Source organism: Nitrosospira sp. TNL300 (assembly GCF_055385915.1).
The window spans coordinates 460,090-475,661 of record NZ_AP041005.1; the positions used below are offsets into that span (position 1 = coordinate 460,090).

Here is a 15,572-nt window from a genome sequence, read left to right on the forward strand (position 1 = left end):
TGTAGCCTATTCATGCCTTCCTTGATGGCGCTGGCTGACCAGCACTGATTTCTCTGCTGTTATTTGCTTATATTCCCGCTCTTCGTGTCTTTTATATCCCTTGCATGAGCCATATTCCATGAGTGAGAAAGCCGCAGTTCCTTGCAGTCCGGCACACGACGTGCGCGCGTGGCAAGATGTGGCCGTAAAGTTTGTGTTGCTGTTTTTCGGGATCGCTTTATGGAGCAAATGGCTGAGCCTGGGCACCGGCATTCTTCTGACCTTCGTCTGGATTCTCGATAACGGCCCTCGCAGGCTCGGTCAGATCATTAGAGAGCCGCTCGTGCTGGGAATACTCCTTCTATGTGCCGTGGTGGCGTTAGGGCTCCTTTGGGGCGATTATCCGGAGGCAGGACGATTGAAATGGAGACGATATTTCGGCTTCCTGGTTTTCATCCCGTTTTTATCGCTTCTCAATAAAGACCGCCTATCATGGGCAATTGCCGGCCTGCTTGCGGGTTACATCATTGTCCTGCTGTCAGGTATTTATCAATGGGCTGTTGCCGGGGTGCAAGGGATTCCGCCCCTTAACATAAGCTATCTCGTGTTTTCCTCCATGCTGGGGATCGGTATTATTCTTTTACTCTATCTTGCGACGACCATCGACCAGATAAAGTGGAAATGCGGCCTGGCGCTCGGAAGCCTGTTTTTATTGTTGATCCAGTTTGGGCAATATGGGCGGGGTCCCTTGCTGGCCACGCTTCTTGCTGTTTTTCTGTTGATTTTCCTGACCTATAAAACGGAAAAGAAAGCGCTCCTGGGTATCATCGCATTACTGGCTATTGTCATTGCAGCTTTTGTATATGGCAGCAATGGCTTCCAGACCAGACTTGAGCAGTTACAGGCCGAAATGAAGCTATCCCAGCAGGGAAAGTACGATACCAGCCTGGGATATCGGCTGGCGATGTGGGATGTCGGTCTGCATGGAATTCTGGAGCATCCATTCTTTGGCCACGGCACTGGAGTGCCGGAAAGCTATTTCGAGAAAACCGTGCCTACATATAAAGGCGGCATTTACAAGGACCTACCCCGGTACTTAGGAACGTCTCATTACCATAACGACTGGATCGAGATTGGAATGCATACTGGTGCGCTGGGAATTCTGGCTTATGGTTTTTTCCTGTGGGGCTGGTTTCAAACGCTGAGATCGCACCGTCTCCCGGTCCTGGGGGCAGCCTTGGTATTCTTCATCTTTTTATCCGGCTTGACGGATACTTTCGCCCTTTACAGCAAAATTCCTACCTTTCTCGTGGTCATCACCGCCATAGTCATAGTCTGGCAGAAGGAAAGAGAAGGGGGAAGGGAATTGACGGGAAAATAAGGAAGCTCCGTTCCGTAATTCCCTGGCCGCTCGGGCTTGAGCGGCCAGGGAATATATGACATAGCGTCGGCTATGTGTGTTTTCCCTCTGCGCACTTGGGCGAAGTTTGCTGATATTGCTTGCCCAGGTATCCATGTGCAACGCGATAATACACACCACGCAATGGTTTTCCATCCTCGACGATTGCAAGCTCCCGAACCGGATCAGGGTCGACAAGCATGCTCCCGATCTCGATGCTATTTCGGGTGCATTCAAGATTATCCTGCCACATGCCGACGAGAATGACAGGTCGGGTTGTAGGGGATTCCGATGGATACCAGAGCTCGTACATGGCCCCGCTGTCGCCGAACATGTTGCGCGAGCGTATTTCCATGGGCTTGCCCCGATTATAAAAGGTGAGGATGCTTGCTACAGACCACTTGCTCATGCCCACGACAATGGGTTCCTGGCCGGTCTGTCGCCACGTATCCTCTACAATTTGCTCGATGCCCGTCGTTGCCTGGCGCCAGAAGTAGTGCTCGGGGAAGCCTTTATATATACCCTGGTAGGGAATGCCCGGGAAGCCGAGAACGAGGTAGTGCAGCGCAATCGCATAAGAAACCAGGCATGCCAGGATAGTGGGCTTCCAGGCAGCCGTTACACGATCGGAAATCGTCGGACTACTGGAGAAACTCCGCATTTCTCCCATCATCGAGGCTATGGCAGGCAGCACCATGAGCCACAATGGACCGGTCCAATGGAACCGCTGGGTATCGAAAATGCTGAGAATCAGGAAAATGGCCAGCGGCACGCCGGTGAATACCGTAATGAACAGACGGCGCCTGCTGGCGGGGGAGGTATTATTGTGATCAGTATGGGGCAGCAATGCTATTGCGGCAGCAAGCAAACCGGTCGGCGTAAGCAGTACGGCAAAGTGAAGAATCAACTCGAATAGTCCGAACTCGTTATCTCCTATGCCCCTGGCACGGCCGGACTGGAACAATATCGACATCCAGCCGTGCTCCATGTTCCAGATGATTACGGGGGAGAACAATAGCAGCGCAAGCAGTATGGCGAGGTATGGATAAGGATGGCGCAACCAACGGCGTGCAACCGGGTCGATGATCACAAAAGCCAATGCGGCAATCCCCACTAAACCCAGCGTGTACTTGGAGAGAATGCCCAGGCCGAAGGCAATGCCCACCCCAAGCCAGGCCCGCTCCTGATTGGCGATCAAGGCCCTCTCGAGATAGTACAGGGTTGCCGCCCACGCGGCCACGAGCGGCGCGTCTGTCGTCATCAATGCGCCAGTGGCAAAGAAAAAGGGAAGAATCGCGAGCAGCAGCACAGCGCGAATCCCCGTTGCGCTATCGTATAGATTGCGGGTGAGCGCAAATAAATAACCCATCGTTATCAAGCCGCACAGGAATGCACCGACCCGGACACCGAATTCGCTGTTGCCGAAGATGGACGTACCAAGCCATATCAGCCAGGCAACCATGGGTGGATGATCGTAAAAACTCAGCTCCATGTGCTGGGCGTAATTCCAGTAATACGCTTCATCGGGAATCAGTTGCGCCACGCCAATGTAGATGAGGCGCAACAGGATGACAAATGCGATGATCCCAAACGAGGCGGTACGCCAGCCTGCTTCAAGCGAGGGTGTGGGGTTCCCGGTGGGAACTACGTAGAAAACAGATCCCAGGTACAGTATTACGGCTGTTGCCGCGATTGCCGGAAGTATGGCCGCAACCGGCGGTATATGCCAAGCCTGGATCAGCACCGCTAATATGCCGCCGCGCACGGAAAGCGCCAGCATACAGACAACCAGGAAGCGGCCGAATTCAGTCCATCTGGAATAACCCGCGAGGTCGTATAAAAGCCGCGGTCTCGAAATAAGCCAATAGTGCAGGGTAGCAGCCGCGAAGAAGCCCGCAATATGCGACAGGGCAAGGCTCGCTCCATAGCTCATCAGCACCTCGAACAGCAGTCCATCGAGGAACGCGGCTAATAATCCTGTGACTGCAAAACGACTGCGATCCGGAAATAGGGGGCGTCGGGCAACTCCAGCCAGCTCAAGCATTTTTTCCTGCTCCTGTGGAAACCATATCAAGTTCTCTATCCTGCTTTTCCCGCTTGTGCCGATTTTATCTATCCTGCTCTCAGATAAGATAAAAGATAACTCCTGGAATTTACTTTCGTCTCCCGCATCTTGTAGCACACGTTCATTACATGGCGGTTATTCCCAAGCCCGGGATTACTATTAATTCGGCGAGCAAACAGTACAAGCGTCATACCGGCGGAAGCCGGTATCCAGTGATGTTCAAGGCACGCCATTATATTGGTTTGGGCTGGATTCCGGTTTGCTGGATTCGAGTCAGGCCCGGAATGACGGGATTCATAGTGTTTTCTGGCCGGATCAATAGGCAGGTATTTCCGCAGATGGAGGAGCCTTGCAGACTCTGGTCCGGTTATGATTTCGGCATCGGCATATCGGCTGCGTCTTCTGTTCAACACTCAACCTGTATGACCGGTCAATCCGGTGTCTGCGTAGTAGTGCCGGATGGGATGCAGGTTATCGTCAAGCTCATAGATCAGTGGGCGGCCAGTGGCAACTGACAACTTTATAAGCTGAATAATGGATAGGCCATCCAACTGCATCATCAGCGCCCGCAGGATATGCTTGTGAGCGACGATGAGAACGCGCTTGCCGCGCTGGATTTCCGGCACGATTGTTTGCTGCCAGTAAGGCAGCATTCGAGTGAGGGCTTGCTGCATGCTCTCGCCAAGCGGCAGTTCCCCAGGATCGATGGTTGCATAGCACGGCTGGTTTCCGGGAAAGCGGATATCGGCGGGATCGAGTGGAGGTGGGGGCGCATCAAAACGGCATTGCGAACTGAGAATAGGGCAAAAGCCGTATTTTCTGATTGCCTCCCAGCGATTGATTCCTTCCAGAGCCCCATAGTGACGTTCATTCAAGCGCCAGCTCCGTTGCACCACCGGTTCATCTTGCTCCATGACCGATAGCACGATGCGGAGCGTGTCATTCGCACGGCTGAGTTCGGAGGTGAAGCAGATATCGAACTTGTGCCCTGCTTTTTTCAAAAGACTGCCCGCCTGCTCTGCCTCCCGCTCGCCTCGGGGCGTCAATGGGGCATCACCCCACCCGGTAAAGCATCCGTCGCGGTTCGAGACGCTTTCTCCATGTCGCAGCAGAACGAGTTGTGTCATATAGGGTTTGCTTCTCGATTAGGGAATGGGTTCGACACGGGCAGGCTCCGCGGGGAGAGCATCTCTTTTGCATGGACGTGTCATTTGCTTTGAAATGTCGATGATATGTACAACATAGACAAAATACCGGAAAAAAACTACCCGAGTTCACGACGAGGGCAAGTGCCAATAACCGGTGTCGAAACGGACATCTGATCGGGAGCGGGAGAATGCGGCGATAGCCGAATTTCCCAGGGCTTTCTGAAGAGGCGTACATTATCACGGCCAACAGGAGATGAGGTGCTCCCTTATCAGCCGATTGGTGTCGGCGTCCGTCTTTGTAGCCTTGTTGAAGTCGGGCAGACCCGGCCAACCGGAATCGATGAATTCCAGGTCGTTGAAATAGCGGCTTTCCACATATCGCGGAACGACATGAAAATGCACATCCGGATCGACCATCATCAGCATCAGGTAGTTGAGCTTGTCGTAGTTGAATGCCTTAGCCAAAGCCGATTCCAACTGACCCGTTACTTTGTGAAGCTCGATAAAGCTTTCCTGACCAAGCTGGGAGAAGGAGCGGGCTGGCTCATGTGCAGCAAGAACGAGAGAACCCAATGTCAGCTGGATCGGGCGCAGCATGACGCTCCAATACTGAAATTGATGAATGATTGTCTCCGGTGCGCCGAATTTCCGCATCGTGGGATTCAGGATTGCCGTACCGGAGGGTGGAACGCTGATCATTTAGAAGCTTTTAAAGGATATTTTGCTGACGAGGCCCGATATGTGGATATGCGTAATCGACCGACTTATGAGGATCAACCCCAACGGCGGCTCCGGTAAAGTTTTCAGAATACCATGAAGTCATGAATAAGTCCCTGCAGCCGCCAGTGTGCCTTTTGTAGGATGAGATGCATGAACTGCGGCGACAGACGTTAAGACACTGAGACATTGAGAGCAAGGCGATATCTTCAAGACGGCAGGCTCATATTTCTTGCTGTCTTTGCGGACTCTTTCTGTCGCACTGGTCATATTCCGACAATTGGCACTCATGGTCATGGATGGTCATGGAAAAACAGTTTCGATTATGTGCGATGGCGTACATACGCTTCTGCTACCCAGTGAAAAAATTCGCCTCGATATGACAAAACGCTGTTAATCTATCGATTTGAAGTCTGGTTACCCTCAGGTATGGCTTTCGAGGATCCATCTGATCTGCCGACTCGCTTCCAGGGTCTGCCATAAAAAGGCGCACAGGAAAGGGTATCATCCGGCAGATTCGCGAGCAGATCGAGCTTGCGCTCCGCTTTGCAATCCTGTTTCCCTGGTACTACATCTTCGAATTGCATGACGATGACAAGAGGCGGCACGCCGGAGAGTACCTGAATCGCCTCGAAGCGAAGGCCGGACTTTATCGCTTCCTGTGTGATTACAATGGCGGTCTCCCTCTTCCGGCCGAACGAAGCACGCCCTGCATTTCTGAAAAATGCCAGCGCCTTTTCCGATCAGGTGATAATCGGATGGGATGTTGCCCTGCTCAACCGTGGACCGTGCATAATGGAGGCCAATAAGGCGCCTGACCTGGATATCATTCAGAGAGTGGGAGGTGGTCCGGTTGGCGAGCAGCGACTGGGAAAACTTCTGGCATTCAATCTCAGACGAACTGTCGAGACTAAATAGTCGTCCCTGAAAAACCTGTTTTTAGCGGACAAGCATCAGGAACTGATGGGTGTGTTCACTTTGTTTATGTTCCAGGCATTGCAGAATGTAGGCGTACAAAAGCGGCCACTCGGCGCAGAATCTTACGCAGATTGTGCCCAGCACCGCACAAGAGAGCATTCATGGCATCACCTGCTGTACCTTTGAGGAAGTTTCTTGCCAGGCGCCCATCGGCTTTCATATGCCCAATTACGGGCTCCACGGCATTACGGCGCTTTAGCTTCTTCCTGATGGGTACCGTGACACCTCGTTTGGCGCCGGCAACCCATACCTTTATCCGATCTGAAGCAATGCCATGACCGCGATAACCCCGATCCACGTACACTTGCCTGGGCACCCGTCCAGTCAGCCGCCGTGCCTGCGCCAAAGATGCTTTAAGCGTGTGTCCGTCATAGGGATTGCCGGGTAAGGCTTGCATGCCGATGACGAAGCTCTCCTTGCTGGTGGTGACCACTCCTACCTTGACGCCGAATTCATAAGGCTTGTGGGCTTTGCCTTTGGCAATGCATTCGACTTCGGGTGCATGCACGCTGTACACCTTGCCTTTGTCGTGGCGTTGTTGTGCCTGGATACGCTGGCTAACCTCCAGCAATCGCTTGAGCTTGGACTGTTCCTGTTCCCCTGGTATTTGCCCAGCCGCCACTTTGCGTTCGATGTCACGGATCACTCGTCCAAGATAGGTCTTGAGCCGCTTCTGTTCACGTTTGGCGCGCTGCATCTGCCGGGCATGAGCATAGCGCCCATGTTTGGCTAGCGCTACTTTGGATAAGCGCTCATAGCTCTGACGAAGCCCAATGCCCATACCTTTGGCCATTCTCACCAACGCGCCTCTGGCTTTGTGGTAGAGCCTGGCATCGGTCGGAAATGCAATGGCTTTGTCTTGCACTGTGGTGTCCACATTTACCACGGCCAGCGAGGCTCTGGATACGGTCCTGGTTTCAAGTCCGGCCTTAACCGTAAGAGCAAGCATGAATTCACAACCCTGCTTGCCGATCCGCTGCCGAAACCGCGTCATCTGGCTCGGATCAATCGGCAAGGTGTGACGGAAGTATTCTTCCCCGCAGAAGTATTGCCAATAAGGATTTTCTACCCAGCGTGCCACTACGCTTTCATCCGATTCGTTAAAGGCGTGTTTGAGGTAGTGCAATCCCACCATGAGCCGGATCGCAATACCAGGACGCCCTTCCTCGGCATACAGCCTGCCAAAGCGCGCTTCTGCTGCATTCCAGTCAATCTTCTCCGCCAGCCGATACAACGCATGCCGTTGATCGAGTATGTGTTGCAAACGCAGGCGAAACATGTCATCACACGCAGGCCTCTCTTGCTTCTTCGGCTTCATGAATTCACCAGAAATCCAGGGAAAATATTCCCAATTCTGGCAATTCCATCAGCCGTTGTATACCCCTCAATGCTAATATCTATAAGGATTAGGCCGTATTTCAGGAGCGACTAAATACAACAACAGGCCTGCCGCCTAGCGCTGCATGGTTACGCTTCTGCTCAACCTCTTCTCGCCGAAGAGTTCTTCTGCCTTTATCAGATCAGCGGGAAAATCAATTTCACACCAGGAATTTTCCGGTACAAAACACGCTTTTACCAGTTGTCTGCTGGCGAGGTTCTCTATTATGGAGAGGTACCAGGCTTTGAGTCCGCTCTGGTGTCGCAGCGCTTCCCCCAGGGTGTCGCGAAAAAGCAGCGGCCCGCGTTCCCTGAAAAGAACAAGGCCGACAGATTCGGCATCGATCTGACCTGCCGGCAGGGTCTTGCTGACATGTCTGACCCATCCGTTTTCATCCAGTTGGACTTTCATGTCATCCGCATCATAGACAGGCTTTTGATCTACACTGAGCGTAACAGGCGCTGGATCAGAGCTCAGCACTCTCGCCAGCAAAACCTCCTCAAACAGCGTATCCCCATTCAGAAGCAGAAAGTCGCGGTCCATGGCCGCACGTGCGATCCAGCAACTTACTAGGTTATCCGTAATACTGAAAAAGGGGTTGAAAACGGTCTCGATCCTTCCATTGTCTCCATAACGCTGTTGCAGCAAAGTTTCAATCAGGCAGGATTGGAAACCGGTGACCACTGTCACCTGATTGATCCCCGTTGACAGCAGGGCATCGATCTGCCATTCGATGATCGGCTTGCCTGAAATTGGCAACAGGCATTTGGGAATACCGATTGTCAGCGGGCCCAGCCGGCGTCCCTGGCCGGCGCTCAGAATAATCGCCCTAACAGGAGTTTTTTCTTCGCTACCCGCCATATTGCAATCAGCTCCCGAAATGGAACAAGCGCTTGAAGGTTATATCTTTAAAGCATGCTCGGCTTTGTTATCTGGCCGTTTGACGTGGAGTGAGTGGAGCATGCGGCAGGGCGCTGTCCATGAGGCTGTATTCAAAGGAGTAACGGGCTCAGGTCGGGTAGTACATCTACATGGGCGGGAAAAGGATTTTGATCGCCAGGACGTACGCGACCTATAAACGCGACATTGTTGACCATGGCGCTCTGATAATCGATCAAGGCGTCTCCGATCATCAGCACGCGCTCCGGCAGAAGGCGATGGGTGGTCAGGATATCCGCGATCAGCTTCTGCTTGGGAGTGGGTGAACCGCGCACAGCAGTAAAATAAGATCCCAGGCCGCGGCGAACAACGATCGTATTCAGTTCAGTTTCCGGCGTACCGGATGCAACAAACAAGGGAATCCGTCCAGCTTCCCGCTGGATCAGTTCCGCTGCGCCTGGGACCGGGGCGCTGGCAATCACAGCTTCGACCACCAGTTCGGAGAAGCGCTGATCGAGTTGCCGCTCCTCCTCCGTGGTAAGCGGAGATTTTTCCAGCAGCGCTTCCTGAAAGTAACGAAATTTCTGATAACGCGACATGCCGCCGTTCAGGACATGATACTTCGCAACTTCGGCCATTACCACTTCGCCATATTCCCGGTAGAGATTGGCAAACGCCTGTGTCTTGATTTCCCCTGATTCGACCACGACTCCGTCGAAATCGAAGATGATCGCTTGCCACGCAGTAGTCTTCATGCGTTATTATCCGATGCCAACGGTATGACTTCCTCATCTTCATCCGAACGATGCATGCTCTGGTGAATATCCTGAAGACAATCCAGCAATCCCTGACCCAGATCGACGTGCTCGTTCAGCACCAGCTTGCGGCCGATGCGCGGCTGATATGCATAAGGCGTTACTTCGTAATGATGTCCGGCGTGCGCTTCGTCAAAACGCAGGTCGATTTTCCAGGGCATGATTTCCGAGATCATCGTCATTACATCCTTGATGTGTAATCGCTCCTGCCCGGTCAGGATCAGATGGCGATTCGCAAACTCCGGCGCCAGCACCTGCACGCTCATGCGTGCCGCATCTTCCACATGGATGTATTCCCGAATCGCTTCTCCGCTGCCGTGATAAGTGATCGAGTGTCGTTCCAGCGCTTCGTACAGCATCCGGTAGATGCCGTTTCTCGCATCGGCGCGGCGGCCATAAAGCGATCCATAGCGCAAAATACTATACTCCAGGCCATAACGTTCGTGGTAGGTTTCGATGAAACGTTCCGCTGCCTGCTTGCTGGCGCGGTAAAAGGAACCTGATTCGGAATAGACATAAATCGTGCTTGCGAAGACGAAGCGCCGGGCGCCGGCAAGACGCGCTGCCTCCAGCGTATGCATGTTACCCAGCACATTGATGGTCGCGGTAGCGATGGGTTTTTCCTGCGCTTCGTCGATATCTGCGATGGCGGCAAAATTGTAGACCACGTCGGCGCCGTGAGCTGCTTCCTTCACCTGCTCAAGATCCATGATATCGCCAACGATCATCTCCTGATCCGCGCGTAGATAGCGCGATGGAGAACGGTCGAACAGGCGCACCCGATAGCCCGAGGCAGAGAGCGCGTCGGCGACATGGCTGCCCAGAAAACCACTGGCACCATAGACAATGGCAATCTCGCTGGACATCTGCTGTTTTAACCTTTTTCCACTACACCCGCTTCGATCAATCCGCGCACCAGATTTTCCGCGGCTTCCAGTTCCATGCGCTGACGCGATTCTTTTGCAAGAGAGCCGATATGGGACGTCAGAATTGCGTTATCGCATTGCAGTAACGGGCCATGATATGGTTCCTGTTCGAAAACGTCCATTGCCGCTCCCCCAAGCCGCCCGCTGTTCAGGGCGTCGGCCAGCGCTGCTTCATCTATCAGACCACCCCGGGCCGTATTGATGACGATCGCGCCAGGCTTCATCCGTGCAAATGTTTTTTCATTCAACAGATGATGAGTGTCCGCGTCGTAGGTCAGGTGCAGGCTGATAATATCCGCTTCGGCTATCAAGGTTTCAAAGGGTGCCAGTTTCACGCCTTCTATTCCCGAAGGTACTTCCTTTACATAAGTATCGTGCGCCACCACCTGCGCTTCAAACGCACGGCACAGCCGGGCTACACGTGATCCCACCCGCCCGAGTCCCACAATTCCCACCTTTTGGGCAGCCAGCAGGCCTCCCTGGGCTCTGGGCCACTGCCCTGCGTGAACCAGTTTATCTGTCTGGCATACCTTCCTCAGTGCTGCCATTATAAGGGCTAGCGAGAGTTCGGCAACCGCCTGGGCGGGGGCTTCCGGTGTATTCAACACTTTGATTCCGTGCCGCTTTGCTGCGCCAAGATCGACGCTGTCGAGACCGCTTCCGCAGCGCGATACGACTTTCAGGCTCCTGGCACAGGAGAAAACCCGCTCTGTGAGAGGTTCCACGCCTGCGATCATCCCCACTGTATCTTCGCCCAGCAGAGCGATAACCTCATCCTCGGTAAGTTTCCGCTTATGACTGTTTTCGGCAATGTGTATGCCTTTCTCCTGTAAATGCCGGAGAGCAGTATTATGACTGACATCGAATGACGAGGTGGAGATCGCAAGTTTGTTCATAGGGCTTCCCTGATGTTTTGCAAATGACTGCGGCAGACGGTATCGAGAATGCGGATATCCAGGCCATAGCCAAGAAAACTGAAGCCCGCCTCGATATTGCGGCGCAACTGTTCCGGATTGGGTTCAACTACATGAATCCCGCCTGCCTTGCCTGCGCGTCGCCCGGCATCTTTTACCCGTTCTATCGCAGCCTGGACTTCCGGATCATCGAGTTCTCCGGGACGGCCGAGTGATCCCGAAAGATCGTAGGGACCTATGATATAAGCGTCGATTCCCGGAACGGAAAGAATCGAATCGATGGCATCGACCGCGTCGACATGCTCGATCATGGCAATAATGACCGCATTTTCTTCCAGCCAGTAGCGATACTGCTGAAACCGGGCACCATACCCTTGGGCACGCGCGAGGCCGACCCCTCGCTGTCCACGTGGAGGATAATATACTGCGTTTACGGCCGCTTCGGCATCCGCCGCCGTTTTGATCATGGGCACCATTATGCCTGTTGCCCCTGCATCCATGATCCGCTTGATCTGGTCAGGATGATTCGACGTCAGCCGCACGATGGCAGGGCATGCACGGCTGTCCAGCACCTGGATCAGCATCTGAACTTCGCCCAGCTCCAGAACGCTGTGTTCCGTATCCAGCACCAGCCAGTCAAATCCCGCCGCAGCCATGATATCGGCGATGGAAGGATGCCCCAAAGTGATCCAGGAGCCGATGGTCAAGGCGTTGCGGGCCAGCTTTGCTTTTAATTGCACGTATGAACCTTGAGAAATGAAGTTGCGTCCGAGAGAATTATAGAGTCCGCATCAGTATGATGCGAGTAACGGGTCTTTCTCCATCAGTCTGGATACACGCTCCAGGTCGGCTTGAGTGTCGACAGCCTGGGTGTTGAACCGGGTTTCCACCATTTTTACACGATAACCGTGCTCCAATAGCCGCAGCATGTCCACCGATTCAAGCTTCTCGAGCGGCGTGGATGGCAGCCTGGAGAATTCGAGCAACGTTTTGCGACGGAAAGGAATGATGCACACCTGTTTGAAGGCCAGAATATGCGGAAAATCAGAGCCGGCAGATAGGGCGGACGCGGGCACAGTCGGGATCGGCTGACGCGACATGAAGAGTGCATCGCCACACTGGTCGGTGACAACCTTGATTGTATTGAAGTCGTAGAAATCCGCTTTATTATCGATGCTCCGCATGAGATTCACACACCCCAGTTCCGGATCATGCAGGAACGGTTCCACCGCTGCATCGATCATCTCCGGGTGGGTCATCGGTTCATCGCCCTGTACCATGACGATAAGTTCAGCCTCGATTTCTGCCACCGCCTCGGCCACCCGGTCGCTCGCACGTTCGTGGGTATCCGCGGTCATAATCACCGGCGCACCGAAATTCTCCGCGGCGCGTCGTATTTCGTCATCGCAGGTAGCTATATAGGTTGCATCAAGCGCCTTGCTCAGGGCGACACGTTTATACACATGTTCGAGCATGGTTCGGCCCAGCAGGTTTGCAATTGGTTTTCCTGGAAAACGGGACGAACCCATGCGGGCCGGTATGACAGCGATTGTTTTCATGTGGGATTTATGTTAATTGAAGGCGATGAAACCGAAGCTTTTCACTTTGAACTGATGACCGCCTTTATTTATCAGGATAGGTTGTCCTTTAAAGGTGCGAAAGGTGCGCATCAGGCATCAGGGGGTTATACAGTGGTGGTCAGTGGTTTGTGGGGCTATAAGTGGTTTGTGGGGCTATATCCTGGTGGCCGCAACAGGGATGCTGCGAAAATCGGGTTAATGGCTCAGTGATGACTCCATTTTAACAGAAGGCCAGGGAAGTAAAAACATCTGCAATGCTAGTAAAATAGGTATCAGCCCGTGTAAAATTACAAGATTTTTCCGGAGAATGTCTGAAGTGCCTCAAAAAATGAGGAGATGCAGCGTATTGCTTGCGTCCAAGGAATAGGTATGCTGGTATGAAAGCTTTATTTTTCCTCCGTCATTATAATGACATCGATCACATTACACCGGTCATTTACAAATGGACCGACAAGGGTCATACCTGCGACATCGTTCTGATCGGCAACTCGCGGTTCCGCACGGATTATCGCATCAGGTTCCTGGAAGGCCTCAAGGGCGTGCGGATGGCCTATATTGCGAATGTATTGCCGCCGCTCGACTTTATCAGATGGTTTTTCCAGACGCTGATACTGATCCGCAGCCTGCGCCGCCCTTTCATCGGGCCGATCATGAAGAAGCTGGAGGAGGTCTATGACGCCAGGCGGCGCCACCCGGTCTGGCAGCGCACCGCGGAGCGCCTGCTGACCCGGAGTTTTGCAGAGAATGAGGAAGGCGTGGTGGTGTTTGACTGGATAGAACGCAATTCCTCCATCTGTGTGGAATGGGTCAAGGTGGTATTGTCGACGGCGCGCGGAATGGGCCTGGGTACGGTATCGCTGCCGCATGGAGACAGCCCCCACGCCAGTCAGTTGATCCGGCGACGCGAGTTGCGGCTGGAGCCGGATACCACATTTGCCAACGCCGGTATTTTCGAGAAGGTTGTGGTGCCGAACGAGTTATGCTCAGTACGCTTTCGTCCTTTCATGGATAACCAGAAACTTGCGGTACTGGGTTCTCCACGCTACTGCGACGAGTGGCTCGCCAAACTGGCAACGTTAATGCCGCCCTCACCGCTGACGCGCTCCGATAGCAACCTCAAGGTGGCAATGTTTCTGAGAAAAAGTAACTTTTCCACTTTCTGGGAAGAAGTGGGAGAGGTAGTGCGTATAGTGGCAGGCTTTCCGGGAGTGGAACTTATAATAAAGCCGCATACCCGGGGCGGCTGGCAGCAATCCCTGACAAAAGATGTTTCGCTCCGGCGTCTGCCCAATGTGCAAGTGGCAGGCGGCAGCCTTCATTCCATCCATCTAATGAACTGGGCAGATGTCATCATCGATCTTGCCACCTCTGTGGTATTCGAGGCGGTAAAGGTCGGGAAGCCCGTGCTGGCGGCGGATTACCTGCATGCTGGTCGCTCGGCCCTGGCTGAGTACCTGCCGGAAGCAGAATTGCGTTGCCGCGATGATGTGTATAAGCACATGGAAAAATTCCTTACCCAGGGTTGCGGTTCTTTTTATATAGAAGAGCATCGTCAACGTTTCCTCAAGGAAATGATCGACGTGGGGGATCCGGCCGTGCTATCGCGTTATGTTGCGCTGCTGGAGGAACAAGTGCAGCCAAAGGCAAACCAGAGTCAGCCTGAGCCGCAAAGCAGCACCAAAGATTTCGCTTTTGCCTGATCAGCCGGCTTCGCTGGTAGTGTTCTCAAGGAGGTTACTGAGCCGTATGCCGGCGATGCCGTCCGTCGATGTGGTGATCCCCGTCTATAATGCACCGGTCCTGACACGGCGCTGCATCGATTCGGTCGTTGCCTGCCTGAGCCAATCCATACGCTTTATTTTCATTCAGGACGACGCCTCGGGAATGGAAACCCGAGCCATGCTGGATCAATTGCCGTGCGAGCGCATACGCGTGCATCACGCCCGGGAGAACCAGGGTTTCGGTGCTTCGGTAAACGAAGCAATCGGTCGATCCGACGCGTGCTACGTGCTGGTCCTGAACTCCGATACCGTAGTAAGCGAAGATTTTTTACCGCTCTTATACGCAGCATTTGTCGCTGATTCCCGCTTGGCAGTCATCATCCCCGCGGGGAATGATTTTGCCGGATATGATTTGAACCGGTATGTGCGGCAGCCGGGCGGCTATATTCAGACACACCGCCTTCGGGGTCACGCGTTTCTCATCCGCCGGGAGATATTCCGGGATGCGGGCGGTTTCGATCTGGTATTCGGCCGCGGCTACTATGAAGATGTCGATCTTGGGCGCCGGCTCAACAAGCGGGGTTGGCGGGTGGGCGTGCATCCGGACGCTCACATACAACACGAGGGCGGCGGGTCGTTCGGCCGAGGTCGCTCTTTCAAGAAACTGGTCAGGCGTAATCGTAAGCTTTTTTTTTCGCTCCACCCCAGCGCAAAGCGTAATATTCTCCTTCTCTCCGGGAACTGCCCGCTGTCGTGTTTTCCATTGAACCTGCTGGAGGCGCTCGATGACGTATTTTTCGGAGGAGGATACGTTTACTGGCTTTCGCCCGAAGCAGCAGGCATGCTTCTCTGTTTGCAGATGAGAACCCTCTCGTCAGGCATGGAAGCTGCCGTCCGGCTATTCTTATGCAGCTGGCGTGAGGACAAGCGCATTTCGGAAATCTGGATATTGCCCGATGTTCCACGTCTGCGATATGAAGCCCTGACTTTATGGGGGCGCATTTGCGGCTTGCGCATACTGACCTGGGAGCGGATGCCGCACGAGGAGAATTGCACTCCCAGGCTACTTTGAA

At 53.7% G+C, this 15,572-nt stretch carries 15 protein-coding genes; 5 read left to right on the plus strand and 10 right to left on the minus strand.

From position 1 onward, the window contains the following. The first annotated feature begins 118 nt into the window (after positions 1-118). Positions 119-1,360 carry an O-antigen ligase family protein gene (locus ACZ5BW_RS02070; RefSeq protein WP_464542056.1) on the plus strand — a complete coding sequence of 414 codons (1,242 nt, stop codon included), beginning with the start codon at positions 119-121 and terminating at the stop codon, positions 1,358-1,360. 70 nt (positions 1,361-1,430) lie between these two features. On the opposite strand, the gene ACZ5BW_RS02075 is transcribed toward ACZ5BW_RS02070, so the two are convergent. From ACZ5BW_RS02075 to ACZ5BW_RS02085, 3 genes are all read right to left on the minus strand, one after another. Further along, positions 1,431-3,452 (minus strand): glycosyltransferase family 39 protein, encoded by a 2,022-nt coding sequence (locus ACZ5BW_RS02075; RefSeq protein ID WP_464542058.1) that lies wholly within the window; start codon positions 3,450-3,452, stop codon positions 1,431-1,433. 404 nt (positions 3,453-3,856) lie between these two features. Then, entirely contained in the window at positions 3,857-4,570 is a 714-nt protein-coding gene (locus ACZ5BW_RS02080) for a 2,3-bisphosphoglycerate-dependent phosphoglycerate mutase (RefSeq protein WP_464542060.1), read from the minus strand. Positions 4,571-4,828: 258 nt separating this feature from the next. Then, complete coding sequence (locus ACZ5BW_RS02085) at positions 4,829-5,290, minus strand: HIT family protein (protein WP_464542062.1); 462 nt, start codon at positions 5,288-5,290, stop codon at positions 4,829-4,831. Positions 5,291-5,980: 690 nt separating this feature from the next. Between ACZ5BW_RS02085 and ACZ5BW_RS02090 the strand changes: the two genes are divergently transcribed. Then, on the plus strand, positions 5,981-6,226 hold the full coding sequence (locus ACZ5BW_RS02090) for a hypothetical protein (RefSeq protein WP_464542064.1): 246 nt from the start codon (positions 5,981-5,983) through the stop codon (positions 6,224-6,226). Positions 6,227-6,290: 64 nt separating this feature from the next. Here ACZ5BW_RS02090 and ACZ5BW_RS02095 read toward each other — a convergent pair whose 3' ends face one another. The 7 genes from ACZ5BW_RS02095 to ACZ5BW_RS02125 form a co-directional block, all read right to left on the minus strand. After that, positions 6,291-7,604, minus strand: coding sequence for an IS5 family transposase (locus ACZ5BW_RS02095; RefSeq protein WP_464540822.1), 1,314 nt, complete (start codon positions 7,602-7,604; stop codon positions 6,291-6,293). A gap of 135 nt (positions 7,605-7,739) precedes the next feature. Next, positions 7,740-8,525, minus strand: a complete 786-nt coding sequence (locus ACZ5BW_RS02100; RefSeq protein WP_464542066.1) for a phosphocholine cytidylyltransferase family protein — start codon at positions 8,523-8,525, stop codon at positions 7,740-7,742. A 131-nt stretch (positions 8,526-8,656) separates the two neighbouring features. After that, positions 8,657-9,298: an HAD family hydrolase gene (locus ACZ5BW_RS02105; RefSeq protein ID WP_107760959.1), complete on the minus strand. Its 642-nt coding sequence runs from the start codon at positions 9,296-9,298 to the stop codon at positions 8,657-8,659. Further along, positions 9,295-10,224: an NAD-dependent epimerase/dehydratase family protein gene (locus tag ACZ5BW_RS02110; protein WP_464542068.1), complete on the minus strand. Its 930-nt coding sequence runs from the start codon at positions 10,222-10,224 to the stop codon at positions 9,295-9,297. The genes ACZ5BW_RS02105 and ACZ5BW_RS02110 overlap by 4 nt, the downstream gene beginning before the upstream one ends. A gap of 8 nt (positions 10,225-10,232) precedes the next feature. Beyond that, positions 10,233-11,180, minus strand: coding sequence for a phosphoglycerate dehydrogenase (locus ACZ5BW_RS02115; RefSeq protein ID WP_464542070.1), 948 nt, complete (start codon positions 11,178-11,180; stop codon positions 10,233-10,235). Beyond that, positions 11,177-11,938 carry an HpcH/HpaI aldolase family protein gene (locus ACZ5BW_RS02120; protein ID WP_464542072.1) on the minus strand — a complete coding sequence of 254 codons (762 nt, stop codon included), beginning with the start codon at positions 11,936-11,938 and terminating at the stop codon, positions 11,177-11,179. Before ACZ5BW_RS02120 ends, ACZ5BW_RS02115 begins: the two co-directional genes overlap by 4 nt. 51 nt (positions 11,939-11,989) lie before the next feature. Next, a complete protein-coding gene (locus ACZ5BW_RS02125) occupies positions 11,990-12,757 on the minus strand; it encodes a 3-deoxy-manno-octulosonate cytidylyltransferase (protein WP_464542074.1) in 768 nt (255 codons plus the stop codon). A gap of 9 nt (positions 12,758-12,766) precedes the next feature. On the opposite strand from ACZ5BW_RS02125, the gene ACZ5BW_RS02130 reads away from it, so the two are divergent. From ACZ5BW_RS02130 to ACZ5BW_RS02140, 3 genes are all read left to right on the plus strand, one after another. Beyond that, on the plus strand, positions 12,767-12,988 hold the full coding sequence (locus ACZ5BW_RS02130) for a hypothetical protein (RefSeq protein ID WP_464542076.1): 222 nt from the start codon (positions 12,767-12,769) through the stop codon (positions 12,986-12,988). A 167-nt stretch (positions 12,989-13,155) separates the two neighbouring features. Continuing rightward, positions 13,156-14,478 carry a hypothetical protein gene (locus ACZ5BW_RS02135; protein WP_464542078.1) on the plus strand — a complete coding sequence of 441 codons (1,323 nt, stop codon included), beginning with the start codon at positions 13,156-13,158 and terminating at the stop codon, positions 14,476-14,478. Positions 14,479-14,524: 46 nt separating this feature from the next. Next, entirely contained in the window at positions 14,525-15,571 is a 1,047-nt protein-coding gene (locus tag ACZ5BW_RS02140) for a glycosyltransferase family 2 protein (RefSeq protein WP_464542080.1), read from the plus strand. Position 15,572: the final 1 nt, after the last annotated feature.

Bases quoted from the DNA above. Each gene is read 5' to 3' on its own strand.
- ACZ5BW_RS02140 (WP_464542080.1), top strand. From the start codon at position 14,525: ATGCCGGCGATGCCGTCCGTCGATGTGGTGATCCCCGTCTATAATGCA.
- ACZ5BW_RS02115 (WP_464542070.1), bottom strand. From the start codon at position 11,180: ATGAACAAACTTGCGATCTCCACCTCGTCATTCGATGTCAGTCATAAT.
- ACZ5BW_RS02105 (WP_107760959.1), bottom strand. From the start codon at position 9,298: ATGAAGACTACTGCGTGGCAAGCGATCATCTTCGATTTCGACGGAGTC.
- ACZ5BW_RS02100 (WP_464542066.1), bottom strand. From the start codon at position 8,525: ATGGCGGGTAGCGAAGAAAAAACTCCTGTTAGGGCGATTATTCTGAGC.
- ACZ5BW_RS02085 (WP_464542062.1), bottom strand. From the start codon at position 5,290: ATGATCAGCGTTCCACCCTCCGGTACGGCAATCCTGAATCCCACGATG.
- ACZ5BW_RS02090 (WP_464542064.1), top strand. From the start codon at position 5,981: ATGGCGGTCTCCCTCTTCCGGCCGAACGAAGCACGCCCTGCATTTCTG.
- ACZ5BW_RS02130 (WP_464542076.1), top strand. From the start codon at position 12,767: ATGTTAATTGAAGGCGATGAAACCGAAGCTTTTCACTTTGAACTGATG.
- ACZ5BW_RS02135 (WP_464542078.1), top strand. From the start codon at position 13,156: ATGAAAGCTTTATTTTTCCTCCGTCATTATAATGACATCGATCACATT.
- ACZ5BW_RS02125 (WP_464542074.1), bottom strand. From the start codon at position 12,757: ATGAAAACAATCGCTGTCATACCGGCCCGCATGGGTTCGTCCCGTTTT.
- ACZ5BW_RS02080 (WP_464542060.1), bottom strand. From the start codon at position 4,570: ATGACACAACTCGTTCTGCTGCGACATGGAGAAAGCGTCTCGAACCGC.
- ACZ5BW_RS02110 (WP_464542068.1), bottom strand. From the start codon at position 10,224: ATGTCCAGCGAGATTGCCATTGTCTATGGTGCCAGTGGTTTTCTGGGC.
- ACZ5BW_RS02070 (WP_464542056.1), top strand. From the start codon at position 119: ATGAGTGAGAAAGCCGCAGTTCCTTGCAGTCCGGCACACGACGTGCGC.
- ACZ5BW_RS02095 (WP_464540822.1), bottom strand. From the start codon at position 7,604: ATGAAGCCGAAGAAGCAAGAGAGGCCTGCGTGTGATGACATGTTTCGC.